We start from the raw sequence: 15732 nt of genomic DNA, 5'->3' as shown, positions 1-15732 counted from the left end.
GTGCATTGGCTCTGGAGCGGGCATTGATTGCAGCCTGAGCGTGCGTACAGATGCAGACGATCCTTGTTGCTCACCGTCTTGTGAGGCAGCCGCTCTCCAGCAGGGCAGAGGTAAGCGTCCTGTTCGGGCAAATAGGTGAAGTCACGTTTCTGGAAGTACTCGCCGTTTCCCTGATTGTTGACCGCCCGGTTCGATGGCACTGCCACATCGTACCCAGAAGACTGAAGCTCTTTGATCTGCTGACCGTTGGAGTAGCCAGCATCGGCAACGAGGGTTTCTAGTCTGCCCTCCAGTACATCATGGGTCTCTTGGGCGATCGGTTTCAGTTGCTGGTTATCGCTACCTGCCTGTGTCAGGTCGTGGTGAACGATCAGTTGGTATTCCTCGTCAACGGCATTCTGCGCGTTGTAGCCCACCACCGTGCCTTCCCGGCCAGATTTCATCAGCTTGGCGTCCGGCTCTGTACGACAGAGCTGAGTCTTGTCCTCATCGACCAGCGTCTTCAGCTCATCCTGCAGTTCCGCCTTGTGGGTTTCCAGATAAGCCAAGGCTTCGGATACTTTGTCACGGTTCAGATCGGCGTCATCACCTTGTTCCGATGCTGCCAGCTGAGCGAGATAACGATCGATTTTCTGATCCAGCTTGCCCAGCTGCTTCTCCAGCTGCTTGCGGGTAACAGCCTGGTCTTTACTGGCGGCCGCTTTGAACTTGCTGCCATCAATCGCCACCAACTGGCCACTGACCAGTCCTGCCTGTTTGCAGAACACAATGAACTGCCGGCACACCTTCTTGACCGCGTCACCGTTATCTTTACGGAAGTCCGCGATGGTCTTGAAATCCGGTGCCAGCTGCTTCATCAGCCAGAGCACTTCCAGGTTGCGATGACATTCTTTTTCCAGCCGTCGGGTACTGCTGGTCTGGTTGAGGTAGGCGTAGATATAAAGCTTGAGCAAATCGCCGGGGTGGTAAGGGCGGCGGCCGGTATGAGCCGTCTGAGCTTTCCTGAACCCCATCTCTGACAAATTCAGTGAATCCACAAACGCATCAATGACGCGAACCGGGTGATCTTCGGGGACATAATCTTCAACGCTGGGTGGGAGCAACAGCGCCTGACTTCGAGGGGTGCCTTCAAGATGCCTCATAAAAAATAACCGCGAGCCATGTCGCGGTTATTTTGCCAGCTTCGGAGGCTGTTTTCACACAGCCTCCATTTGGCTGCCCTTTTTGTTTGTGGCGGTGGATCAGTCACCACTCCAGTTAGCACGTGGGTCTGGTGTCATCCGCAGGTAGGACTTCACGGCTTTGTAGCCTTTCGGGAAGCGCTTTTTGATCTCATCTTCATCCTGCAGTGACGGCACAATCACCACATCACTGCCACTCTCCCAGTTGCCGGGTGTGGCCACGCGGTGTTCGTCGGTCAGTTGCAGGGAATCGATTACCCGCAGCACTTCATTGAAGTTACGACCGGTGGATGCCGGATAGGTGATGATCAGTCGAACCTTCTTGTTCGGGTCGATGATAAACAGCGAACGCACGGTCAGGCTGTCGTTGGCGTTCGGGTGGATCATGTCGTACTTCTCGGACACCTGGCGGTCGTGGTCCGCAATGATCGGGAAGTTGACCGTGCAGCCCTGAGTCTCGTTGATGTCCTTGATCCAGTCGTGGTGAGAATCGACCGGGTCGACACTCAGGGCAATGGCCTTGACGTTACGTTTGGCAAATTCGTCTTTGAGCTTGGCAGTCAGGCCCAGCTCGGTGGTGCACACCGGGGTGAAGTCGGCCGGGTGGGAAAACAGCACGCCCCAGCCATTGCCCAGCCACTCGTGAAAGCGAATGCGGCCCTCGGTGGAATCCTGTTCAAAATCGGGTGCAGTATCTCCAAGACGCAGACTCATACTTACTCTCCTTCGACACGGTTGTTGGCAAATTCGTGTATTGCGCCGGCGTTGCCCGCCGTTGTTGTCTGATCAGTGTATACGAGTAACTGTGGTGATGGATGCGCCAGTTACAAGGGGGACTTGATCTGGCGCATCCAACGGTTCGCTCACATCCTTGTGAGCGTCTTGCATAGACAGGGTATTACTCCACGCCCAGAGCCTTCTGCTTGTCGAAGTGCTCCCGGGTCAGTTTGAACACTACCGGGCTCAACAGCAGCAGGGCGATCAGGTTGGGCAGTGCCATCATGGCGTTCAGGGTATCGGCCACCAGCCAGATAAAGCCCAGGTTGATGGTGGCGCCCACCGGAATGGCCACAATCCACAGTACCCGGTAAGGCAGAATGGCCTTCACACCGAACAGGAATTCAATACAGCGCTCGCCGTAGAAAGACCAGCCAATGATGGTGGTGAACGCGAAGATCGCCAGGGCAATTGCCACCACGTAGTTGCCAAAGCCCGGCAGGCCGGTTTCAAAGGCCAGGGAAGTCAGTGCCGCGCCGGTTTCGCCGGACGTCCAGGCACCGGAGGTGATGATCACCAGGCCGGTGATGGAACACACGATAATGGTGTCGATGAAGGTGCCCAGCATGGCCACCATGCCCTGCTTGACCGGGTTCTTGGTTTGCGCTGCCGCGTGGGCGATGGGGGCCGAGCCCAGGCCGGCTTCGTTGGAGAAGATACCCCGGGCCACACCAAAGCGGATGGCAGCCCAGACCGCAGCACCGGCAAACCCGCCCTCGGCCGCGGCCGGGCTGAAGGCATAGCTGAACACCATGCTCACCGCTTCCGGAATCTGGTTGGCGTTAATGGCCAGCACAATCAGGCCAATCAGTACGTAAGACACGGCCATGAAGGGCACCAATGCGCTGGCTACCTGGCCGATACGCTTGATGCCGCCAATCAGTACCATGCCCACCAGTACCATCAGGATCACACCGGTTACCCAGTGGGGCAGGCCAAAATTGGTTTCCAGCACATCGGCGACGGAGTTGGCCTGAACCGTGTTACCGATGCCAAAGGCGGCCACAGAGGCAAACACCGCAAACAGGATGCCTAGCCAGGCCCACTTGCTGCCGAGGCCGTTACGGATGTAATACATGGGGCCGCCCACGTGGTTGCCGCGCTCGTCCACTTCCCGGAAGCGAACCGCCAGCACCGCCTCGGAGTATTTGGTGGCCATGCCCACCAGGGCTGTGAGCCACATCCAGAACAGCGCACCAGGGCCGCCCAGGAAGACTGCGGTGGCAACGCCGGCAATATTACCGGTACCCACGGTGGCAGACAGCGCGGTCATCAGGGCCTGGAACGGGGGAATGTCACCGTCGTCCTCGTCACCGCGGGCCCGGCCGCTCCACATCAGGCGGAAACCGGCCCCCAGTTTCATGATCGGCATCAATTTCAGGCCGATACTCAGAAACAGGCCGACGCCCAGGATCATCACCAGCATGGGAGGGCCCCATACCAGTCCGTTGATTTCACTTACAAAATTGGAAATGGCTTCCATGGGTTCTCCCACTGTTTACCACGGATGAATCAGGATTATTGAGCCCTGAAAGGGCATAACCCATTGAGTTTAGTCGACAATTATCCGATGTAAACCGTTTTCATAACGCCGGTTTTTCATTTCGGTGTGCTTTGCCTATGTTTAGAGTATGGAAGTGCTCAATCGGGCACCGTTATTCTGTCTGAAAGGAAGTTGTCGATGCGCTCATTGAAAATATCTGAAGTGATGTGGAACCACATTGAACCGATACGCTGTGGTACGCCGGTCACCAGGGTGGTGAAAGCCCTGCTGGCCAATCACGTCACCGGTTTGCCGGTGGTGGATGATCATCGCCGTGTGCTGGGCTTTGTCTCGGAACAGGACTGTATACACTCGCTGCTGGTCAGCAACTACCACCACGAAGGTGATCCCCTTGTGGATGACGTGATGTTCCGGCAGCCGATGACGGTATCGCCGGACATGTCGGTGGTGGATCTGGCCCAGAATCTGGGGGCTGGAAAGCCAAAAGTGTACCCGGTGGTTGATCATGGCAAACTGGTTGGTATCGTAACGCGTACTGCCATTCTGGCGGAATTTGCCAAGTCCGGTTTCAGCATCGACAAACCCAGCTATGCCGGGGCTGAGGACTGATCGCTAACCACATCTTTGACTCCGGGGGGATCTATGGACCTGTTATCCACCAACGTCTGTTTCGATGGCGAACACCGCCGCTATCGCCATACCTCCGCTACCCTGGAGTGCGACATGGAATTTGCGGTGTTTCTTCCTCCTGCGGCGCTGGGTGCTCAGGCCAAAGAGGTGCCGGTGCTGTACTGGTTGTCGGGCCTCACCTGCACCGATCAGAATTTCATGCAGAAAGCCGGCGCCCAGAAACTCGCTGCAAAGCTGGGCCTGGCCATTGTCTGCCCGGATACCAGCCCCCGTGGCGTAAATCTGCCCGGCGAGGATGACAGCTATGATTTTGGCTCCGGAGCCGGATTCTATGTGAACGCGACCCAGCAGCCCTGGGCGCCGCATTACCGGATGTATGACTATGTGGTCAAGGAGCTGCCGCAGCTGGTGGAAAACGAATTGCCGCTGAATGGTGAACGTTCGGTCAGTGGCCATTCCATGGGCGGGCACGGGGCTCTGATTGCGGCTTTGAAGAACCCGGGGTATTACAGGTCGGTATCGGCCTTTGCTCCAATTGCCAACCCGATGGCTTGCCCCTGGGGCCAGAAGGCGTTTAGCGGATACCTGGGTGACGATCAGTCGGCGTGGGAAGCCTGGGATGCCACCATGTTGATTCCGACGGCAAAGGAACGGCTGCCGCTACTGGTGGACCAGGGTACGGCCGATGAGTTTCTGGACAGCCAGCTGAATCCGGATGCCCTGGCCGATGTGTGTGAGAAGTTTCATCATCACCTGAACCTGCGTATGCATCGGGGCTATGACCACAGCTACTTCTTTATCGCCTCGTTCATTGACGATCACCTGAACCATCATGCCCGGGCGCTGGGGCTGACCTGAGTCAGGAGCGGAAGCCCCAGAGCATGCTGAAATCCATGGTTGGCATGATCTCGGGCTCTTCCGGCGCGCGCACGTTGTATTCCAGCAGGCTGGTATCGCGCTCAAAGGTGCCGCTGTAGCGGTTGCCTCGGGGGCCGAATATCGCCTTCACGAAAGGTCCCCGGGTTCGATCAGCCCGGCGTGTGACCACCCCCACCTCGTTATTCACCAGCCGGACCAGCATGCCCGGGGGGTGATCGCCCAGTACCTGCAGCAATGAACGCGGAATGGCCGGCCGGAACTTGCCATCTGCCAGGGTGGCGATGAGTTTGCGGGCCTCGGTGATGTTCATACGATTGCGGTAGGCCCGTTTGGTAATCATCGCCACATAGCGTTCAGACAGCGCCAGAATTTCCGCTTCCGGCAGGATTTCCCCGCCACTGAGGCCCTCCGGATAACCTGAACCATCCGCCTGTTCGTGGTGCTGGGCAACAATCCGGAGCAGCAGCTTGTTGCTTATGCCGGCAGACTTCAGTGCGTCGATACTGCGCAGGGGGTGCTTGCGAATCACCGCGCGCTGGTCGTCCGTGAGCACCTTATTGGAGGCGTTGAGTTGGTCTGCCACAGGCACCAGCGCGAGGTTGGCGGTGAGCGCGGCGGCGGTGAGCACGGTGGCCCGCTTTTCCTCCAGCCCGAACTGGCGTGCGATGAAATGGCACAGGATGCCGTAGAACAGGATCTGTTCATGGATAGTGGGGCCGATGGAATACAGGTGCACCAGTGCCAGGCTGGCGTCGGGTGCCTCCTGGCAGGTTTTATCCAGCATTCGGCACAGCCCCAGCAGGCGTTTCTGGGCGGTGGGATCTTCCGAGGTAATGGCGTTGAGTGTGACTTCCAGCGTGGTCAGCAAGTCACCGTATTCTGCAAACGGATTCCGCTGGCGCAGGTCTTCAAAGGTTTCCTCTTTCGGCCGCTCGATCTTTCGGGGCTTGAAGCGCCCTCTTTCAAACAGCTGCTCGAGCTGGCTGTTGGTCTGAATCACATAGCCCTGACGCAGAAGAATATTGCCTTCTGAGTCGAAAACATCCCAGGGCAGTGGCTTGCCTATGGTGAGTGCCCCGGGGGCTATTCTTATCAGTGAGTTAGACACAATGTTCCTGAATCTGCAGCCGGTGCGCGATAGTATGACTGGCCAATAGGTTTGAAGCTAATGATCGTTGCCTGGACGATTATAAAGTGGATTACATTGGAATATTAGAGAAAAGCAAAGCGTGATGCAGGTCACGTTATGTCGCCTTTGGTGGTAGATTTGTTAAGAATCGTTGCCCTGGAACGACCGTTTGAAAAGCTTGCGCTATTCTTGGATGCTAAATAAGACTTTTGTCGGATCCAGGGCTGCATGTTTCACCGTCTGAAAAACGATTTTCGTTTATCCATCATTACCTTGCTGGGCATCAGCGGGCTGGTGGGCATCACGCCGTTTGCGGTGCTGCGGTTTATGCAGGGAAACCTGTTGGCGGGTGTGGTGGATAGCGTGATCCTGGGCGGCATTGCGACGAGTATGGCTTATGCCTGGTTAACGGGAGATACCCGCAGGACGGGCCTGGTCATGGCAATTATTTCATCCTACGGTGCTGTGGTAGTGGGCAGCATCGTGGGTGATCCGGGGTTGTTCTGGTTGTACCCCTGCCTGGTCACTTCTTTCTTCCTGGTTGGTCCGAGAATCGCCGTGGGTATCAACCTGTCCGCTATCCTGGCGATGATGGTGGTAGGGCTGGCATTCAGTAGCCAGGAGCAGATGTGGTCGTTTTCTTCGACCGCCGTTGTGGTCAGTGCCTGTGCTTATGTCTTTGCTCATCGCAACCACAGCCAGCGCAGGCGCCTGGAGCAACTGGCCACCATTGACCCGCTGACCGGCGTAAAGAACCGCCGTTCCATGGATGAAGAGCTGGATGTGGCCGCTGCCAATGCCGAGCGTTCCGGCCTGCCCTACGCTCTGGTGTTGCTGGACCTTGATCACTTCAAGAAGATCAATGACGAATATGGCCACGGCGTGGGCGACGATGTGCTCACCGAGCTGGTGGCCCTGCTGGAGAGCAATACCCGCCGTTCCGATCAGTTGTTCCGATATGGCGGTGAGGAGTTTGTATTGCTGCTGCCAGGCGTTGATGGCGTGAATCTGCGTGCGGTGATGAACAATCTTCAGCAGGTGCTCCGAAAATACATGAAACACCCCGGCGGGCCGGTAACCGCGTCATTCGGCGTGGCCCTGCTGGGCCATGGCGAAAGTGTGGAAAGCTGGCTGGCCCGGGCCGATAACGCGCTGTACACCGCCAAGGAATCCGGGCGCGACCGGATTGTCTATGCCGAGGATATTGGTCAGCCCATGCCAGAGCCGGTGCCCACGGCTGCGGGTTGATTGTTTTCATCAACCGGTGGTGGCTGAAAACGAAACAGGCGCCAGCCAAGTAACAGGCTGGCGGAGGTCAGTCCGGCGGTCAGTCCTACCCAGAAGCCTGCAGCGCCCAGCGCCGGCCACAGCCAGTCGGTAAATGTCAGTACATACCCCAGCGGCAGGCCCACCCCCCAGAACGAAAACAGCATGATAAACATGGGAATGCGCGTGTCCTTGTAGCCGCGCAGGGCGCTGATGCAGGTTACCTGGATAACATCGGCAATCTGGAACATGGCGGCGAAGGTGAGCAGCCGAATGGTGACGGCCTGAACCTCGGCATCGCCGGAATACAGGCTGGCAATGGCGCCGGAGAACACGAACAGCAGGGTGGCAAACAGCAGCGCGATGGCCGAGGCCAGAATCAGCGAACTGCGGGAGATCAGCCGGGCGGAATCCGGGGCCCGCGCACCTACCAGAAAGCTCACCCGCAGGGTCAGCGCCATGCCGATGCTCAGCGGCAGCATGAACAGCAGCGACACCACATTCAGGGCAATCTGATGCCCGGCGACCACCACTGGCCCCAGCGGCGCCAGGAACAGTGCAATTATCGCAAACATGCTGGCTTCCACGAAGATGGTGAAGCCGATGGGCACGCCGATGCGCAGGATGTAGCGAATGCCGGCCAAGTCGGGCTTGACCCAATCGGCAATCAGATGAAACTGGCGGAAGGTCTCGCTGCGGTTCAGGTAGATCAGCATGGCGATGGCGGCGACACCGTTGGAGATGGATGTGGCCCAGCCACAGCCAACGCCGCCCATGGCGGGAAGCCCGAGTTTGCCGTAAATGAAGATGTAGTTCAGAGGCAAATTAATCAGGGTGCTGAGAACGGAAAACGCCATGATCACCCGGGTATGTCCCAGACCGTCGGTCAGGCCCCGGAGGGCGTTAATCAGCAACAGGGCGGGTATGCCCCAGGCAAAGGCGTCCAGATAACCCTGGGTGATGCCGGCGGTGTGCGGGTCGAGTTTCAGCAGGGCCAGGATGGGGTGGACATTGGTCAGCAACAGCGCCATCACCACGGTGCCGGCCGCCGCAATGTAGATGCCTTGCCAGGTGGCGGGCATGATCTTTTGGGTGGTGCGGGCACCGTTGTAGCCGGAAATGATCGGTTGCAAGGCGCCGAGCATACCCATGAAAAACAGGAAAAGCGGCATCCACAGGCTGCTGCCGATACCCACGGCCGCGAGATCTTCGGCACTGGCGTGGCCGGCCATCACGGTATCGATCACACCATTGGCCATCTGCGCCACCTGGGCAATCAGAATCGGGCCGCCCAGAATAGCCAGGGTTTTCCACTCGGCCAGCATGCGCTGAATCAGCGGCTGGCGGGCTTCGGGTAGTGGCTGATGGGTTTCGTCCATGGCGCTCTGGTCTTTCGGGAGTTGTAGCGTGGCACTGGTACAGGACCGGCCATGGTACCTCAACCGGCAGACTCCCGCTTATAGGGGTTTCCCCGCCTGCCACCGCTGCAAAACCCACCGTAAAGCAGTAAAGTAGGCGCCCGGCATACAACAGGGGTGATGCAATCAATGGTCTTACTGGTTCTGGTTACCGTGCTCTGGGCATTTTCGTTCAGCCTGATCGGCGAATTCCTGGCTGGCCGGGTAGATAGCGACTTCGCGGTATTGAGCCGGGTCTTGCTGGCAGCCCTGGTGTTCCTGCCGTTTACCCGCTGGCGCGGCGTTCCCTCCGGGATGAAGCTGGGCATACTGGTGACCGGTATGCTGCAGTTCGGCATCACCTATCTGTGCCTGTATCGCTCGTTCAGTTACCTGACGGTGCCGGAAGTGTTGCTGTTCACCATTTTTACCCCCCTGTACGTAACCCTGGTGGATGATGCCCTGGCCCGCCGGTTTTCGCCGGTGGCCTTGCTGGCCGCGGCCATTGCCACACTGGGGGCCGGTATTATTCGATATGATGGCCTCAGTGAGGATTTCATTACCGGGTTCCTGTTGCTGCAGGTGGCCAACTTCACCTTCGCCGCCGGGCAGGTAGGCTACAAGCACGTGATGCAACGTTATCCTCTGGCGCTGCCGGGGTATCGCACCTTCGGTTATTTCTTCTTTGGCGCCTTGATTATCGCGCTGCCCTCTTTCCTGATTTTCGGTAATCCGGACAAGTTGCCCTCAACGCCCTTGCAGTGGGGCATTCTTGCCTGGCTGGGCCTGGCGGCGTCCGGTCTGGGCCTGTACCTGTGGAATCGCGGTGCCTGTAAGGTGGATGCCGGCACCCTGGCGGTGATGAACAATGCGCTGGTGCCCGCCGGCCTGCTGGTCAATCTGCTGATCTGGAACCGCGACGCAGATCTACTGCGCCTGGCCGTCGGTGGCGTGGTGATCGGGTTCTCTCTGTGGGTGAATGCTCGCTATCACCCCAGGGCAAAGCTGGCTGCATCTGACTGAGTGACCTGCATTTTTTCTAAAGCGTCGTGGCCTGTTGTCGTTGCACGAGTAGGACACGGCGTAACTCATTCGCTATTTCATTGATATATCTATAACTAAGCTGTCGCCGTTAAATTTTATCGGGCCAATGGACCCGGTAGTCGACGGTACGCATCCACGAGGTAGTTAAAGATTTTCGTGTCTAGGTGGCAGGCGGTCCGAAAGACCTGATTGTCCGATTTGTCAGTAAAACCCGCTGATTAGCATTCCCGGGCCGCGCCGGGGACGATGAATTGTCCCGGCGCTCGCCCCTCAGCACTGGCATCATGCCGCCAGTGCTGGCAGAATCCCGCCCCAATAGCCTGCACGCCGTGTGCCGGGCGATCTGACAATTCGTATTTTCCTCAGCCAAAAGCACAGGAAGCAAACACATGAATCAGTCCAACTCCGCAGCAGACAGCGGGAACGGGGCTCGCGGACTCTGGTCTTCCAAGTTCGCGTTTATTCTGGCAGCCACCGGTTCCGCGGTTGGTCTCGGTAATATCTGGAAGTTCCCCTATGTCACCGGCGAGAACGGCGGTGGTGCCTTCGTTCTGGTGTACCTGCTCTGTATTGCCATCATCGGTATTCCTATCATGATGGCGGAAGTGTTTATCGGCCGGAATGGTCGTCATAACCCCATTACCAGTTTTCGGCTGGTGGCGGAGCGCAACCTGGCGTCGCCGGCCTGGCGAGTCTCGGCCATTGTCGGCATGCTGGCTGCATTTATCATTCTGTCGTTCTACTCGGTCATCGGTGGCTGGGCGGCCTCCTACATTGGCCACGCGGCCATGGGCGATTTCACCGGTGGTACTGCAGAATCTGTGGGCGAGCTGTTCGGTGGTCTGCTGGGCAGCCCGATTCAGCTGTTGGCCTGGCATACGGTGTTCATGGCGCTGGTGGTGCTGGTGGTTTCCCGGGGCTTGAAAGGCGGCCTGGAGCGCGCAGTCACCATCCTGATGCCGGCGCTGTTCCTGTTGCTGTTGCTGGTGGTTGGTTATGCGACGACGACCGGCCATTTCGGCGAGGCGGTTAGTTTCCTGTTCACCCCGAATTTTGAGGCATTGACGGTCAAAGGCGTACTGGTTGCCCTGGGGCACGCCTTCTTCACACTGAGCCTGGGTATGGCCATCATGATGGCTTACGGTTCCTACCTGGGCCGTGATGTCTCCATCGGCCGAACTGCCGTCAGTGTGGCGATCATGGATACTGTGGTGGCACTGCTGGCGGGTCTGGCCATTTTCCCGGTGGTGTTTGCCAACGGCCTGGAAGCCGGTGCCGGCCCCGGTCTGATCTTCCAGACCCTGCCCCTGGCGTTCGGTAACATGCCGATGGGCAGCCTGTTCGGCACCCTGTTCTTCGTTCTGTTGCTGTTTGCTGCCTGGACCTCTGGCATTTCCCTGCTGGAGCCGGTGGTTGAGTGGGTTGAAGAGAAAACCAGCCTGGCCCGCACCGGCAGCGCTATTCTGGTGGGCGTGCTGTGCTGGGCGCTGGGCATTGTTTCCATTCTGTCCCTGAACGTCTGGTCTGATGTGACGCCGCTGGGCATGTTCGCCGCCTTTGAAGGCAAGACGGTGTTCGACCTGCTGGACTACTTCACCGCCAACATCATGCTGCCACTGTCTGGCCTGCTGACCGCCATTTTTGTGGGCTGGTTTGTGGCCAAGGAATCGCTGAAGAGCGACCTGGCCCTGCAGGGTGGCGCGTTCAGCCTGTGGTACAACCTGATCCGGTTTGTGACCCCGATTGCCGTGGCGATCGTGTTTGTTTACAACCTGACGGCCTGATTGCCTCGCTGCTCAGGCAGCAAAAAGAAACCCCGGTGCTGGCGACAGTACCGGGGTTTTGTTTTTGGGGAGCGTGTTATTCGTAGTCGCTCTCGTCCTGCTCCATCACAGCCTTGAGGCGTTCTACGTGGGGCCTGACAGCACGTTTGTCGGCATCGCTCACTTGCTTCGCCGCACTGGATGCGCTTTTGACGGTCACCATCATCTGTTCCATCATTTCGCGCATCTGGGCTTTGGCGGCTTCGGGCATGTCGGGATTGTTTTCCATCTCGGCAATGGCGCGCTCCATTTCCGCGATATCCGGAGCCATGTCGGGCTGGGCTTCCATTTCAATGGCAAACCAGGCGCTGACGATGCGGTCGCCTTTGCGGGCCCAGGCTTCCGGGCTGGAGAATCCGAAGTCATCGACCAGGTCGTCCAGGTCATCGTACATTTCGTGCCCTTTCACTTCGTCCACCATCGAGGACATCATCCGGGCGAAATCCACTTCTCGCTCATCGTCGGCTGGATCTTCGATGGATTCGATGAAGTCCTGATGCTTGTCGATCAGGGGCTGCATGGCTTCCATGCTGGTGATGAAGGAAGTGACATCGTCCTCGGTGAGGTTTTCACTGTGCGCTAACGGTGCCAGAGCCAGGCTGAGCAGTAGCAGGCTGGCGTGCAGTACGCTAAGGCGAGGTTGGGTGGTTCGGGGGTTCATGGTGCACTCCTTGCTGATGATTTCCTGTGGATGTCAGCAAAGAGTAATCCCAGGCTGGCCAGGTTTCCAGCGGTATCAGGAGCTCAGACCTTTCCGCCCAGCAAAATGCGCACAGCAGTACAGGCATCCTCAAGCTCTTCATCCCGCGGTTCGCGGCCGCCGATGATGTCGCTGTACAGGCAGGACTCGGCGATTCGTACCATGAAGTAGGACAAGCTCTGGATGTTCATGGGTGGGCTCAGATGGCCGGCGCGCACTTCGTCTTTGAGTAAGCGGGTGTTCACTTCCACGGTGCGGGCGTGCAGCGTGGAGTGGGAGGAAGTGAGCATTTTCAGGGCGTATTCCGGATCCTGGTGCAGGAACTTTCGCAACGGGGCGAAGTGCAGGATGGTCATGTTGATGTGGCGGAACACGCCCACCACGTAGTCGACGCCATGGCCGGGGGTAACGGCTCGGGCTTCTTTGTACAGGGGCTCGTACAGGGACCACAGGATTTCACCAATCAGCAGGTCGCGGTTACCAACCCAGCGGAACAGGGTGGCGCGGCCGATGTGGAGGTCGTCGGCGAGGGCGGCCAGGCTGATTTTTTCTCCTTTTAGCCACATTCTTCTGGCGCGGCGGAAGGCGTCCAGGGGGGTGGTTTTGGCGGTTGGTGTGGTCACTTCGGTCCCTTTGACTGGTTTGGGGACATTTTATCGGTTGCCGGGGCTTGGGGCTATGGCATCACACCCACAGATCGCCAATGGGGGTCTCCGGGCTGAAGTGGTGCAGGATCTGGGCCTGCAGCAGTTCCGCGGTGGCGATGGCGTCGATCAGGGCGTTATGGGAGGCATAGTGGGGCAGGCCGTAGCGGAGCCGGCTGTCGGCGAGGCGGATGGAGATCGGCTTTTTGCCCATCAGTTGCTGCCAGCGGCTGGGATTGCGGTTTGGGTGCAGGTGGGCTTCGATGGCCATGGTGTCGATGACCGGGAAGCGGAGTTGTTCGTTCAGGCGCCATTGCAAGGCAGTATTCAGGAACGGGCGTTCGATGTTGCGGTAGTGCACCACGGGGATTCGGCCGTTGAGGTGTTCGAACAGCGGGTCGAGTACGTCTTCCAGGTCCGGGGCGTTTTCGATTTCGCTGTGGGTAATGCCGTGGATGGTCACAGAGGTTTTGTGCAGAGGCAGTCTGGGGCGAACCACCTGGTGCCAGCATTGGCCGAGCTGGATGCCTGTCAGGGTAAAGGGCACCAGGCCGATGCTGACGATGGAATGCTGGTCGGCTTCCAGGCCAGTGGTTTCGAAGTCCAGGGCCAGTAACGGGACATCCCGGACAGGCGTGTCCGGACTGGGGCAGCCGGCTTCGTAGAAGGCGCGAATTCTGGCGTCTTTCGCCTGTTCGGCGCCTTTGCGGTAGTTCTCTGGCCAATTCTGCTTGCTGTTGCTGCTTTTGATCACGCTAGACATTCCGGGTGGCTCCGGCGTTGTAGCGGAAGCGCAGGAATTTCTGGGCGTTGCTGACGATCTGGAAGGCGTCTTTCAGATGGCTGCGTTCAAACGGCGACAGGTCTTCCGGGCGAACGTTATTGTCTGGGTCGCGGCCCTCTTCGATGGCCAGGGCCTGATGGCGGATACGGACGATGGAGATGAATTCCAGAGCATCCCGCAGGTTGCCGGCGTCGTCGTCCAGCATGAGTTTGGTCTTGGCAATGTCCCGCAGCCGCTCGAACGAGTTCTGGGAGCGGGAACCGCAGGCCAGGGCGTGCACCCGGATGAGGTCAGAAACCGGTGCGGTGCCGCGGCGTTTGAGGTTGAAGGTTTTCTGGTGCTTGCCGTCTTCTTCCAGGACGAAGGTGCGGAAGAAGCCTAGGGGCGGCGTGCGGTTCAGGGCATTGCGGGCCAGGAAGGTAAGGAAGCGCTGGCTGTTGCTGGCCTTGTTCACGATCAGGGTTTTCAGCTGTTCGGCATAGTCAGTTTCGCCGTAGATGCCGTCCAGGTCGAAGAAGATGTTGCTGTTGAGCAGGGCTTCGGCCTTGGGATTGTCGATCCAGTCGGTGAAGTAACCCTTCCACACACTCAGCGGCTGCCGCCATTTCGGGTTGGTGGCCATGATGTCGCCGGTGCAGTAGGTGTAGCCGCATTCAGCCAGGCCGTCTGACACAAATTTGGCCAGGGCCAGGAAGTATTCGTCGTGCTCTTCCGGAATGAAGCTGTCGTCCAGCACCATGGCGTTGTCCTGGTCGGTAACAACCAGTTGTTCATCCCGGGCCATGGAGCCCAGGGCCATGAAGCAATACGGGATGGGTGGCGGGCCGAGTTTTTCTTCGCCCAGTTCCAGCAGGCGCTGGCTGAAACTGCGGCCGATGCCAGCCATGGCGCTGCCGATCATGTGGGAGTTGGCGTCTTCATTCACCATGCGCACGAAGCTGTCGCGCACTTCGCGGCTGATTTTCTTCAGGCCTTTGACGTCGTTCTGGTGGTAGATGTTGCTCACCAGGTACAGGCTGCTCTGGCTTTCGTATTTGACGATGTCGGACAGTGCAATAACGCCACGCACTTCGTGGTCTTCCATCACTGGCAGATGGTGCACGTTATTGTGCAGCATGGTAAGCATGGCTTCGAAGATGTAGCTGCGGGCGCTGATGGTAATCAGCCCTTCGGACATGATCTCGCTGATGGGGGTTTCTGATGGCAGGGCGTTGGTGACCGCCCGGGTGCGTAGATCCCGGTCGGTAATGATGCCCTTAAGCCGGGGTGACTCCCCACTTTCGTCCATCAGCAGCAGGGCCGACACGCCGTTGTCGGTCATGATCCGGGCCGCTTCCTGAAGGCGCACGGTGGTCGGGGCAGAGACCGGCTCCCGGGCAATCAATCGGGTGACCTTGGCGGACATCAGTTCGTTGGATTTGTGCCGGCGCGAGACCGCCGAACGCAGGCGACTGTGGTCTTCAATCTCGACAAAATCCGCGAAGTTCTCGTCGTTTTCCCACAGATACTGGAAGGTCTCGTAGGGGATTTTGTAGATCAGGCAGTCTTCGATGGCTTTGGCGGGGAAGCGCACTTTCTGATTGCGCAGCAGGCCGAACTGGCCAAAGATTTCGCCTTCGCCGATGCGGTTGTAAAGCTCGCCGGAGCGCCGGAAGATTTCCACCGCACCACTACGGATGTAGTGCAACCAGTAGTTCTGCTGGCCCAGCTCAAGGATCTGGGTGCCGGCCCGGTAATAGGCCACTTCGATGCCAGTGACGATGCGGTCGAGCAGTTCTTCGGGCATTTCGTCGAAGGGAGCGTGTTGGGCGATGTGGTTGCGGATGTCGAGCAGCTCGGCCTGCATGGGCTCTCCAGGGTTGATCGATCTTGTTCTAAAGCCGGCGTTGGTTGTGCCGGCTTTCCGGAGTGTGGCCAAACTATAGCAGTTGTCTGCCCGGTTGGTGTACCTTGGCGGCGAGAATGGCGCTGGTT

At 58.4% G+C, this 15732-nt stretch carries 14 protein-coding genes; 5 read left to right on the top strand and 9 right to left on the bottom strand.

What is annotated here, in order from left to right:
* The 3 genes from QPL98_RS14750 to QPL98_RS14740 all read right to left on the bottom strand — a co-directional run.
* On the bottom strand, nt 1–1142 hold a 1142-nt coding region (locus tag QPL98_RS14750; RefSeq protein WP_303293517.1), incomplete at its 3' end, for an IS1182 family transposase.
* 99 nt (nt 1143–1241) lie between these two features.
* Nucleotides 1242–1895: a peroxiredoxin gene (locus QPL98_RS14745; protein WP_011783808.1), complete on the bottom strand. Its 654-nt coding sequence runs from the start codon at nt 1893–1895 to the stop codon at nt 1242–1244.
* Between the two features lie 184 nt (nt 1896–2079).
* Nucleotides 2080–3441 carry a sodium:alanine symporter family protein gene (locus tag QPL98_RS14740; protein ID WP_199453527.1) on the bottom strand — a complete coding sequence of 454 codons (1362 nt, stop codon included), beginning with the start codon at nt 3439–3441 and terminating at the stop codon, nt 2080–2082.
* A gap of 198 nt (nt 3442–3639) precedes the next feature.
* Here QPL98_RS14740 and QPL98_RS14735 point away from each other — a divergent pair, with 198 nt between their 5' ends.
* A complete protein-coding gene (locus QPL98_RS14735) occupies nt 3640–4071 on the top strand; it encodes a CBS domain-containing protein (RefSeq protein ID WP_199453529.1) in 432 nt (143 codons plus the stop codon).
* A 33-nt stretch (nt 4072–4104) separates the two neighbouring features.
* Nucleotides 4105–4950: an S-formylglutathione hydrolase gene (gene fghA, locus QPL98_RS14730; protein ID WP_199453531.1), complete on the top strand. Its 846-nt coding sequence runs from the start codon at nt 4105–4107 to the stop codon at nt 4948–4950.
* A 1-nt stretch (nt 4951) separates the two neighbouring features.
* On the opposite strand, the gene QPL98_RS14725 is transcribed toward fghA, so the two are convergent.
* Nucleotides 4952–6079 carry an HD-GYP domain-containing protein gene (locus tag QPL98_RS14725; RefSeq protein WP_199453533.1) on the bottom strand — a complete coding sequence of 376 codons (1128 nt, stop codon included), beginning with the start codon at nt 6077–6079 and terminating at the stop codon, nt 4952–4954.
* A 249-nt stretch (nt 6080–6328) separates the two neighbouring features.
* On the opposite strand from QPL98_RS14725, the gene QPL98_RS14720 reads away from it, so the two are divergent.
* On the top strand, nt 6329–7348 hold the full coding sequence (locus QPL98_RS14720) for a GGDEF domain-containing protein (protein ID WP_199453535.1): 1020 nt from the start codon (nt 6329–6331) through the stop codon (nt 7346–7348).
* Here QPL98_RS14720 and QPL98_RS14715 read toward each other — a convergent pair.
* On the bottom strand, nt 7309–8745 hold the full coding sequence (locus tag QPL98_RS14715; RefSeq protein WP_199453728.1) for an MATE family efflux transporter: 1437 nt from the start codon (nt 8743–8745) through the stop codon (nt 7309–7311). The two genes, QPL98_RS14720 and QPL98_RS14715, sit on opposite strands and share 40 nt — an antisense overlap.
* Nucleotides 8746–8913: 168 nt before the next feature.
* On the opposite strand from QPL98_RS14715, the gene QPL98_RS14710 reads away from it, so the two are divergent.
* Both QPL98_RS14710 and QPL98_RS14705 read left to right on the top strand, forming a co-directional pair.
* Nucleotides 8914–9786: a carboxylate/amino acid/amine transporter gene (locus QPL98_RS14710; protein ID WP_199453537.1), complete on the top strand. Its 873-nt coding sequence runs from the start codon at nt 8914–8916 to the stop codon at nt 9784–9786.
* Between the two features lie 410 nt (nt 9787–10196).
* On the top strand, nt 10197–11591 hold the full coding sequence (locus QPL98_RS14705; protein ID WP_199453539.1) for a sodium-dependent transporter: 1395 nt from the start codon (nt 10197–10199) through the stop codon (nt 11589–11591).
* Nucleotides 11592–11667: 76 nt separating this feature from the next.
* Here the strand turns inward: QPL98_RS14705 and QPL98_RS14700 are convergent, their stop codons facing one another.
* From QPL98_RS14700 to QPL98_RS14685, 4 genes are all read right to left on the bottom strand, one after another.
* Nucleotides 11668–12291: a hypothetical protein gene (locus tag QPL98_RS14700; protein ID WP_199453541.1), complete on the bottom strand. Its 624-nt coding sequence runs from the start codon at nt 12289–12291 to the stop codon at nt 11668–11670.
* Nucleotides 12292–12374: 83 nt separating this feature from the next.
* A complete protein-coding gene (locus tag QPL98_RS14695; RefSeq protein ID WP_011783819.1) occupies nt 12375–12953 on the bottom strand; it encodes a QsdR family transcriptional regulator in 579 nt (192 codons plus the stop codon).
* 61 nt (nt 12954–13014) lie between these two features.
* A complete protein-coding gene (locus tag QPL98_RS14690; RefSeq protein WP_199453544.1) occupies nt 13015–13737 on the bottom strand; it encodes a 3'-5' exonuclease in 723 nt (240 codons plus the stop codon).
* On the bottom strand, nt 13730–15604 hold the full coding sequence (locus QPL98_RS14685; protein WP_199453546.1) for a putative nucleotidyltransferase substrate binding domain-containing protein: 1875 nt from the start codon (nt 15602–15604) through the stop codon (nt 13730–13732). Before QPL98_RS14685 ends, QPL98_RS14690 begins: the two co-directional genes overlap by 8 nt.
* Between the last annotated feature and the right edge of the window lie 128 nt (nt 15605–15732).

The organism is Marinobacter sp. ST-43, assembly GCF_030541085.1.
GTDB lineage: Bacteria > Pseudomonadota > Gammaproteobacteria > Pseudomonadales > Oleiphilaceae > Marinobacter > Marinobacter nauticus.
The sequence above is the reverse complement of the archived record's forward strand: the minus strand, read 5'-3'. Positions and strand labels throughout refer to the sequence as shown.

Excerpts from the sequence above, each read along its gene's own strand:
- QPL98_RS14685 (WP_199453546.1), bottom strand. The coding sequence starts at position 15,604 with ATGCAGGCCGAGCTGCTCGACATCCGCAACCACATCGCCCAACACGCT.
- QPL98_RS14710 (WP_199453537.1), top strand. The coding sequence starts at position 8,914 with ATGGTCTTACTGGTTCTGGTTACCGTGCTCTGGGCATTTTCGTTCAGC.
- QPL98_RS14700 (WP_199453541.1), bottom strand. The coding sequence starts at position 12,291 with ATGAACCCCCGAACCACCCAACCTCGCCTTAGCGTACTGCACGCCAGC.
- QPL98_RS14720 (WP_199453535.1), top strand. The coding sequence starts at position 6,329 with ATGTTTCACCGTCTGAAAAACGATTTTCGTTTATCCATCATTACCTTG.
- QPL98_RS14745 (WP_011783808.1), bottom strand. The coding sequence starts at position 1,895 with ATGAGTCTGCGTCTTGGAGATACTGCACCCGATTTTGAACAGGATTCC.
- QPL98_RS14735 (WP_199453529.1), top strand. The coding sequence starts at position 3,640 with ATGCGCTCATTGAAAATATCTGAAGTGATGTGGAACCACATTGAACCG.
- QPL98_RS14740 (WP_199453527.1), bottom strand. The coding sequence starts at position 3,441 with ATGGAAGCCATTTCCAATTTTGTAAGTGAAATCAACGGACTGGTATGG.
- fghA (WP_199453531.1), top strand. The coding sequence starts at position 4,105 with ATGGACCTGTTATCCACCAACGTCTGTTTCGATGGCGAACACCGCCGC.
- QPL98_RS14715 (WP_199453728.1), bottom strand. The coding sequence starts at position 8,745 with ATGGACGAAACCCATCAGCCACTACCCGAAGCCCGCCAGCCGCTGATT.
- QPL98_RS14690 (WP_199453544.1), bottom strand. The coding sequence starts at position 13,737 with ATGTCTAGCGTGATCAAAAGCAGCAACAGCAAGCAGAATTGGCCAGAG.
- QPL98_RS14705 (WP_199453539.1), top strand. The coding sequence starts at position 10,197 with ATGAATCAGTCCAACTCCGCAGCAGACAGCGGGAACGGGGCTCGCGGA.